The sequence below is a fragment of the Pseudoflavitalea rhizosphaerae genome (assembly GCF_003991355.1).
Lineage (GTDB): Bacteria > Bacteroidota > Bacteroidia > Chitinophagales > Chitinophagaceae > Pseudobacter > Pseudobacter rhizosphaerae.
Genome location: NZ_RCSU01000011.1, coordinates 245,342 through 253,435 on the forward strand (window position 1 = coordinate 245,342; position 8,094 = coordinate 253,435).

Genomic DNA, 8,094 nt, shown 5'->3' on the forward strand with positions numbered 1-8,094 from the left:
AATAACAAAGTGCAAATGATAAGAAAGAGCATTTTGGCAGCGGTCTGCTGCCTTCCTTTGAGCCTGCTGGCGCAAAAAGGTTTTACGATCCGCGGAACAATCGGTAAACTCGACGCTCCCGCAATGGCCTTCCTCAGTTACAGTAATGAAGGAAAGAAAGTGGTTGATTCCACTGTGATCCGGAAAGGGAAATTCACTTTCAAAGGAAACCTGAATTCCCCGGCCCAGGCAGAATTGATCGTTAAACACGATGACCTGCCAAAGCCAAAGTACTCCTATACAGACTACCTGGCTTTCTATATTGAAAACTCCGTTATCTCCATCACTACAAAGGATTCCATTTTTCGCGCTGAAGTAAAAGGTTCACAAACCAATGATGATGATAAAAAGCTTCGCGCCATGCAAAGGCCCCACAAAAGATCTGCTGATTCTTTGGTAGCAGTGTACAATAAAATGAAAACTGAAGAGCGGAGCGACAGCAACTGGCGAAAAGCAGCGGGCGCCATAATGCGCGTTACGCAAGTTGGTTACGATAGCGTGAACCGCGTGTTCATGGCTGCTCATCCTGATTCCTATATTGCCCTGTTGACCTTTAAACAGGTGGAACTGGCTTATGATTTCAACCCTGATACCGCTGCCGCCCGTTTTGCCCGTTTCCCTGCAAAGCAGCGTGAATCCGAACTTGGCAAACAACTGGCTTCCATCATCGAAACAGGTAAGAAAACGAATATCGGCGTGATGGCCATGGATTTTGTGCAAAACGATACAACTGGAAAACCTGTGAGGTTGTCGGATTTCCGTGGTAAGTATGTGCTGGTGGATTTCTGGGCCTCCTGGTGCAAACCCTGCCGCGCTGAAAACCCGGTAATGCTGGCGGCTTACAACAAGTATAAAGACAAGAACTTTACCATCCTCGGCGTTTCCCTCGATGATGAAAATGGAAGAAGGGCCTGGCTGCACGCAGTGAACCAGGACAAACTACCCTGGACGCAGGTGTCTGAACTGAAAGGGTTCAAAAGCAAGGCTGCTGAGCTATATGGCATCGAAGCAATACCCGCCAACTACCTCATCGATCCCAATGGAAAGATCATTGGCAGGAATCTGCGCGGAGAAGAATTGGGTAAGAAATTAGGAGAGTTGTTCACAATGTAATTGCTTCATAGATTTACACTGAACTTACTGAATAATTCCTGGAATGATGCCGGAATTGTGTTCAGTGATGATCCAGCGTGGCAGCAATGGTTGATCAAAAGTGTAAAACAGAACAGAAAGCCGGGACCTGCTGCAAGCAACCCGGCTTCTGATATTCAAGGAAAGAAACACCTACATGATATAATACACTTTTTGCTTCTTACCGCCACCTTCTTCTGCATGAGCCTGCGGCAATTCCTGATCTCGCAGCATCTGTCTCAGGTTCTTTTCGATATTCCTCGCAATGGTGGTCATCGGCGTATCCGTTGGTTTGTTCTCGAACGGGTCCTGTAAATGGATGGCCATCTTTTCGATCAATAAGAAACAAGCCGATACAGCCATCACTAATGGGATCTCAAAAAATCCGAAATACTCGATCAGACTGAATGGCAGCAAACAGATGAACAGCAGCAGCGAGAAGTGGATGTACAAACTATATGTACTTGGAAAAACAGTGTTCTTGATCCTTTCACATTTGCCCATTGAATCGCAGAGGCGTGTCAATGTGCGATCGATCTCCACCTGCTGGTATCTGTTGATCCAGCCTTCTTCCTGTGCTTCGCGCAGGTTGCGGCCATGCATTTCCAGCAAAGCCCCGGGCACATGATCATAATGCGAGAGGAACTGCAGCTCCTTCACATTCAGATAAGGGTCCAGCCCTGCTGCCGGCGGCATCTGACGCAGCGTTTGTCCGAGACTGTAACACCAGGCGATCTGTCGCCTGATCATCCTTTCACGGAATCTTTGTACTTCATCTCCCGGGTACAATACATCCGTGTAAGTAAGCACCTGCCTGGCGAGCGTACGTGAATCATTCACGATGGCGCCCCAGATATGTCTTGCCTCCCACCAGCGGTCATATGCCTGGTTGCTCCGGAAACCGAGCAGGAGGGAGATAACAGTTCCAAGAATTGCCGGCACAGCAAGCGGAATGCTGATGGGCGTGAAATGTACATACTCATGAAATATTGCAATGGCTGTTGTGTAGATCAACATGAAGAACAGCTCATTGCGTATCTTCCCGAAGATGTACCGCAGCGGAATATTGTTTTTTAGTAGCATAGACTTCTGTTTCTGTTACGTTGTATTCGTTTTCAATAACTGCTTTCATCTCAGGCGAAGTACTGGAAGGAACTGCCTGCAGCTTCTTCGCCTGCGTAAATGATTTCAGTAATGGCAAGCCTGCCTTTCTGAACAGGGGAGCAGGATTCACGCTCTGGGGATGTACAGGTGTGAACACGAAATGATCAGGGAAAACGATGAGATCGATCTCATTGGCATCACAAAAATTGTGGAATACAGCAGAAGTGTTGCCATAAAGATGCCGGAGCAAGATGCTTTGAATGGCTTTGGGAAACTGCTCTTTCAGCCGTTTGCAGCCATTGCGGAACGCATCGGTAACGATATCCCTGTAAGGCAGTTTTCCATTATTGCCTACAATATCGGTAACATGGAATGGGATCTCGAATGCATGGAAAAGGATAATATTCAGGTTCTGGTGTTGCAGGCACTGAACGGTTTTTTCCACCAGTTCCAACGATGCCAGTGAATAATCTGTGGGAATCAATACATTTCTCATTTTGTATACTTTGAATTCAATAATCGGTTATGAATGCAAAGTTGAGCTGTAGTGATTAAGAGTATTTAAGACACACTTAAAGGAACTGTAAGAATTCCATTAGAATATGATAAGAGATATTAGATAGAGTTAAGAGTGAAGGGCATTCCGGCGGAATTCACTGCCAGCAGGGCTTACACTGTGTGTTCTGAATGTGCGGCCATGGGCAGGGTCAATGTTACGATCGTTCCCCTGTTCTCTTCCGAATGCACATTTATATTACCGTTATGCAGTCTTAGGATTGCCTGTGTAAGCGGAAGTCCCACGCCATAACCCTCATAGCTATTCGTATTGGAGGCCCTGAAAAATGGCTCGTAAATATGTTTCAGCTCATCTGCCGGGATACCTATGCCTTCATCTGTGATCACCACCAACACTTTTTTTCCGGAGGATTCAACACTGAGTTTAACTATCCTGTTATTGGAATATTTGCAGGCATTCATGGCCACATTGGTGAGCGCCAGTTTCAGCAGGTTGAGGTTGCCCAATACAGAGATCCTGTCTTCATCTGCCGGCAATGCTGTGAAATCAAGCTGCAATTGATTTTGCGGATCGATCTCATCGATAGATTCTTTCACTGTGAAAGCGAGCTCATCCATTCGCAGCAATTCCCAGTTCTGTTTTTTTCCATCGAATCCCGATTTGGCCAGGTTAAGCAGGCTGCTGGTGAGCTTATGCAACCTGCCTGCTTCGCGGGAAATGATCATTAGTGAATTGCGGTATTCTTCCTGCGACCTTTCTTTGGAGAGCGAGATATCAGCTTCACCGATGATGGCGGTAAGCGGCGTACGCAGCTCATGAGAAGCGTTGCTCACAAAATTGTTCTGTGTTTCAACGGAGGTTTGTAAGCGGTCGAGCATCTTGTTGAAAGTGCCGGCCAGTTCGCCGATCTCGTCTTTACCTTCGGTTTCCGCTTTTTCTTCCAGGCGGAGGTGCATATTGTGAGCGCTGATATTGTTCACCTGGCTGATGATCTTACGTACAGGCTCAAGCGTTTTCCGGGAAAAGAACAGGCTGATGGAGAAAACCACCACCACGGAAAAGACGAAAGCAATGGCCTTGGTGTGCAACAGGTTCCTGAGCATGTCTTCCCCATGTTTGTTCACGGCAGATTTGATGATCAGGTAACGGCCGTCTCTGGCGTTACTGTACAGGAGGCCCGCATAATATACACCCTTCATATGCTCGAACACCACCCCGCCGTTCTTGTTTTCCACTTCTCTTACAAAAGACAAATTAAGTGGAAGACCGTGCCGGCGAAGCAGGTCCTGGTTGATGCTGTCGTATTTGAATACGTATTCTTTTTCGTGGGGCAGTACTTCCAGGTATTGTTCCCGGAGCTCATTCAATGCGTCAACGGAGGGCTGGTCTTTTTCGAAAAGGATCCGGGAAGAGAGGGCTGCTCTCAGTTCCAGCCTTTTCAGGAAATCATTGAAAGCGAAACGGCTGGTGAAATAATATACACTCATACTGATTGCGAGGATGAGCGCAGCTGTAATAGCAGTGAACAGGAGAGCGGTTTTCATCTGGATCCTCATAGCGGTTATCCTTTGATGATATAGCCCATACCAGTTACAGTATGGATCAGTTTTGCAGTATTGTTTTTATCGATCTTCTTTCTCAGGTAGTTCACATACACATCCACCACGTTGGTGCCCATGTTGAAATTGATGCTCCATACGTTTTCAAGGAGCTCAATGCGGGAAAGTACTTTTCCCTTATTGCGCAGCATGAATTCGAGAAGACGGTATTCGGTAGCGGTGAGACTGAGCTCCTGTCCGCTCCGGTGAACAGATTTTGCGGCTGTATTCACCACCAGGTCCCCCGCCTGCAGCAGGTCAGAAGGCTTCACGGTATTGCTGTTCCTCCTGGCAAGATTGCGCAGCCTGGCTTCCAGTTCGGGGAATTTGAAAGGCTTGGTCATATAATCATCCGCCCCATTGTCAAGGCCGGACACGATATTCTCTGTTGAATCCAATGCAGTCAGCATCAGGATGGGAGTGCTGATATCATTACGGCGAAGCTTCTTGCAAAGTTCCAGCCCATTGATACCCGGCAGCATGATGTCCAGTATGATGATGTCGAAATTATTGTTCAACGCCATATCCAATCCGATATGTCCGTCAGGAGCCACGGTTACCGAATAACCGGATTCACTCAGTCCTTTGTTGATCATTACAGCAACTGCTGCTTCGTCTTCAATTAACAATGTTCTCACGGTAGTTGAATTGTCGGGCAAAAATAGGGGTTGAATTCATAGAAGTTTCTTAATGTATCGGAGAACTGCGGATTGTTGAGGATTTAAAGGGTCAAGACTGCCGATATTAAAACGATTTTAATGCAGCAGGTCCATATTGTTCCATTTGAAGATCTCCTTGGTAATGGTACGGCAATTTGCAGAAAGTTCATCCAGCGTACAGGCGATCATGTTGATATTGACCGGTAGCCCGGACAGGGTTTCGGTGAGTTCCATAAACAAGACTTCTGTGCCATCGGCAGCACTGTTGCCTTTGAGTTTCTTGAAAAGGGTGTACGCCTTCGACTGATTATTGCCGATAGAGAACCTGCCGATTATTTGCAGTTCTCCTTTCACTTTCAGGTGGATCATGATATAGAAATTCTTTTCCATGGTCAGATCTTATTGATTGAAACAGTGGCCCGGCAGCACATGCATTATTACACTTGTTCTTTACCGTTATATAAAGTTAAAAAATAAAGGCAGTACAAGCCTGCCCTTATTTTGCATGAAAGACCACTACTGGATGGCGATGGTCCTGGAAACCTTTTTGGACTTTTCATTTTTCGGTAGTGAAAGCCGCAAAATGCCATCCTCGTATTTCGCAGTGATGTTTCCCGCATCAACCGTGTCGTTCAGGCGGAAGCTCCGGCTGAAAGACTGATGACGGTATTCCTGCTGAATGTATTGGTCCCTGTTCTCTTTTTTCTCTTCTGTATCCTCATAGGAAACAGTGATCATGTCGTTACCGGCTTCGATGGCCAGCTGTTCTTTCCGGATACCGGGTATCATCATTTCAATCAGGTAATCGTTCGCTGATTCCCGGATATTTACGGGTACCCGGTGCCGTTCATTCAGACCATTGAATCCCCAGAAGGAGTCATCGAAGAAGCGCGACAAATTACTCTGAAAGATCTGATCTACCACGCTTCCGAAACCAGCGGGTTGATGACCATTTTCTTTTTTGATGATGTTTGCCATAATATTCTCCTTTTTAGAAATTGATGAATATGGTTAGTAATCCATGCCGCTCATAGCGGGTGTTGCGGTAACAGCTTCTTTTTTCTCAGGCTTATCGCTGATCACGCATTCGGTGGTTAGCAGCATGCCTGCAATGGAAGCTGCATTTTCAATGGCAATACGCGTTACTTTTGCAGGGTCTATCACACCTGCTTCCAGTAATGGCTCGTACTGTTCAGTGCGGGCGTTGAAACCATAGTCTTTTTTCCCCTCCCGTACTTTCTGAACAACGATACTGCCTTCCAGGCCGCAGTTCTTTACGATCTGACGAAGTGGTTCTTCCACTGCACGCTTCACAATAGCAATACCAGTTTGTTCATCTTCATTGCTGCCTTTGAGGGGCTCCAGCACATCGATGGACCGGATATAGGTAATGCCGCCTCCAGGAACAATGCCTTCTTCCACTGCTGCACGAGTTGCATGCAATGCATCATCCACGCGATCTTTTTTCTCTTTCATTTCCACTTCAGTGGCAGCGCCTACGTACAATACCGCTACTCCGCCAACCAGCTTGGCCAGTCGTTCCTGAAGCTTTTCTTTATCGTAACCGGATGTTGTGTTTTCCATTTGTGTCCTGATCTGTTGTACCCTGGCATTGATATCATCCCTGTTCCCTTTTCCACCAACGATAGTGGTATTGTCCTTATCGATAGTAACAGATTCTGCTGAGCCGAGGAAGCTGAGGTCTGCATTTTCAAGTTTGAATCCCTGTTCTTCGCTGATCAGTTTTCCATCGGTAAGTACAGCAATGTCCTGCAGCATTTCTTTTCTTTTGTCTCCGAAGCCGGGGGCTTTCACTGCCGCTACTTTCAAAATGCCCCTGAGTTTGTTCACTACCAGGGTGGCCAGTGCTTCTCCATCCAGGTCTTCGGCAATGATCAATAATGGACGGCCCGACTGTGCAATTTTTTCCAGCACAGGGATGAGGTCCTTCATTACTGAGATCTTCTTATCGTACAGCAGAACGTATGGATTCTCCAGTACGGTCTGCATCTTTTCTGAATTGGTAACGAAGTAGGGGGAGACATAGCCCCTGTCGAATTGCATACCTTTCACCACTTCAACAGTGGTTTCTGTGCCGCGCGCTTCTTCCACGGTGATCACACCTTCCCTTCCCACTTTCTCGAAAGCTTCTGCAATCAGTTTGCCAATGGTTTCATCATTGTTGGCTGAGATAGTGGCAACCTGTGTGATCTTCCTGCCATCCGTTCCAACAGGTTGGGATTGTTCTTTGATGGACGCAACGATAGTGGTCACTGCCTTATCTATGCCTTTTTTAATGTCCATCGGATTGGCGCCGGCCGCTACATTCTTCAGACCTTCCTGGATGATGGCCTGTGCCAGCACGGTGGCAGTGGTTGTTCCATCGCCTGCTATATCGGCGGTTTTGGATGCCACTTCTTTTACCATTTGAGCGCCCATATTTTCGATGGGATCTTCGAGTTCAATTTCCTTTGCCACACTTACACCATCTTTAGTAATGGCGGATGCGCCGAATTTTTTCTCCAGTACAACATTCCTGCCCTTGGGCCCCAATGTTACTTTCACTGCATTGGCCAGGATGTCTACACCTTTTTTCATTTTTGTTCTTGCATCTGTCTCAAAGAAAAGTTGCTTTGCCATAGTTGTAAGTTTTTTACTAAATGGAAAGAAAAAAAATTGAACAATGAAAAAATAGAAAACTATACAGCCTGCTAAAGCACGGCAAAAATGTCTGATTCGCGCATGATCAGCAGGTTTTCTCCGTTCACCTGGATCTCGGTGCCGGCATACTTTCCGTACAAAACGGTATCACCGGACCTGACAGTTACGGGTTCGTCCTTTTTACCGGGACCTGCCGCAACTACGGTGCCGCGCTGCGGTTTTTCTTTTGCTGTGTCGGGAATAATGATGCCTCCGGCTGTTTTGTCCTCTCCCGGAGCGGGTTTTACAATAACCCTGTCATGAAGTGGCGTGAATTTGAAATTGTTTGCCATAGTTTTATGATTTTGAATCATTGTTGTCCGGATAAATCCGGGTTATAAATAGG

9 protein-coding genes are annotated in these 8,094 nt (G+C 46.6%); 1 reads left to right on the plus strand and 8 read right to left on the minus strand.

The annotated features are described in order from the left end of the window. Positions 1–15: 15 nt before the first annotated feature. The gene (locus tag D9Y29_RS19205) at positions 16–1,152 is read left to right on the plus strand and encodes a TlpA disulfide reductase family protein (protein ID WP_127131244.1); all 1,137 of its coding nucleotides are present in this window, start codon (positions 16–18) and stop codon (positions 1,150–1,152) included. A gap of 171 nt (positions 1,153–1,323) precedes the next feature. Here D9Y29_RS19205 and D9Y29_RS19210 read toward each other — a convergent pair whose 3' ends face one another. The 8 genes from D9Y29_RS19210 to D9Y29_RS19245 form a co-directional block, all read right to left on the minus strand. Then, positions 1,324–2,253, minus strand: coding sequence for a bestrophin family protein (locus tag D9Y29_RS19210; RefSeq protein WP_127131246.1), 930 nt, complete (start codon positions 2,251–2,253; stop codon positions 1,324–1,326). After that, positions 2,198–2,770, minus strand: a complete 573-nt coding sequence (locus tag D9Y29_RS19215) for a universal stress protein (protein WP_127131248.1) — start codon at positions 2,768–2,770, stop codon at positions 2,198–2,200. Before D9Y29_RS19215 ends, D9Y29_RS19210 begins: the two co-directional genes overlap by 56 nt. 173 nt (positions 2,771–2,943) lie before the next feature. Continuing rightward, positions 2,944–4,335, minus strand: a complete 1,392-nt coding sequence (locus tag D9Y29_RS19220; RefSeq protein ID WP_164735482.1) for a HAMP domain-containing sensor histidine kinase — start codon at positions 4,333–4,335, stop codon at positions 2,944–2,946. Positions 4,336–4,352: 17 nt separating this feature from the next. Beyond that, positions 4,353–5,027, minus strand: a complete 675-nt coding sequence (locus tag D9Y29_RS19225) for a response regulator transcription factor (protein WP_127131252.1) — start codon at positions 5,025–5,027, stop codon at positions 4,353–4,355. A 117-nt stretch (positions 5,028–5,144) separates the two neighbouring features. Next, positions 5,145–5,438, minus strand: a complete 294-nt coding sequence (locus tag D9Y29_RS19230) for a hypothetical protein (RefSeq protein WP_127131254.1) — start codon at positions 5,436–5,438, stop codon at positions 5,145–5,147. 126 nt (positions 5,439–5,564) lie between these two features. Further along, positions 5,565–6,026 carry an Hsp20/alpha crystallin family protein gene (locus tag D9Y29_RS19235; RefSeq protein WP_127131256.1) on the minus strand — a complete coding sequence of 154 codons (462 nt, stop codon included), beginning with the start codon at positions 6,024–6,026 and terminating at the stop codon, positions 5,565–5,567. Positions 6,027–6,059: 33 nt separating this feature from the next. Next, positions 6,060–7,688 (minus strand): chaperonin GroEL, encoded by a 1,629-nt coding sequence (groL, locus tag D9Y29_RS19240; protein ID WP_127131258.1) that lies wholly within the window; start codon positions 7,686–7,688, stop codon positions 6,060–6,062. A 71-nt stretch (positions 7,689–7,759) separates the two neighbouring features. Beyond that, a complete protein-coding gene (locus tag D9Y29_RS19245; protein ID WP_127131260.1) occupies positions 7,760–8,041 on the minus strand; it encodes a co-chaperone GroES in 282 nt (93 codons plus the stop codon). Positions 8,042–8,094 lie beyond the last annotated feature (53 nt).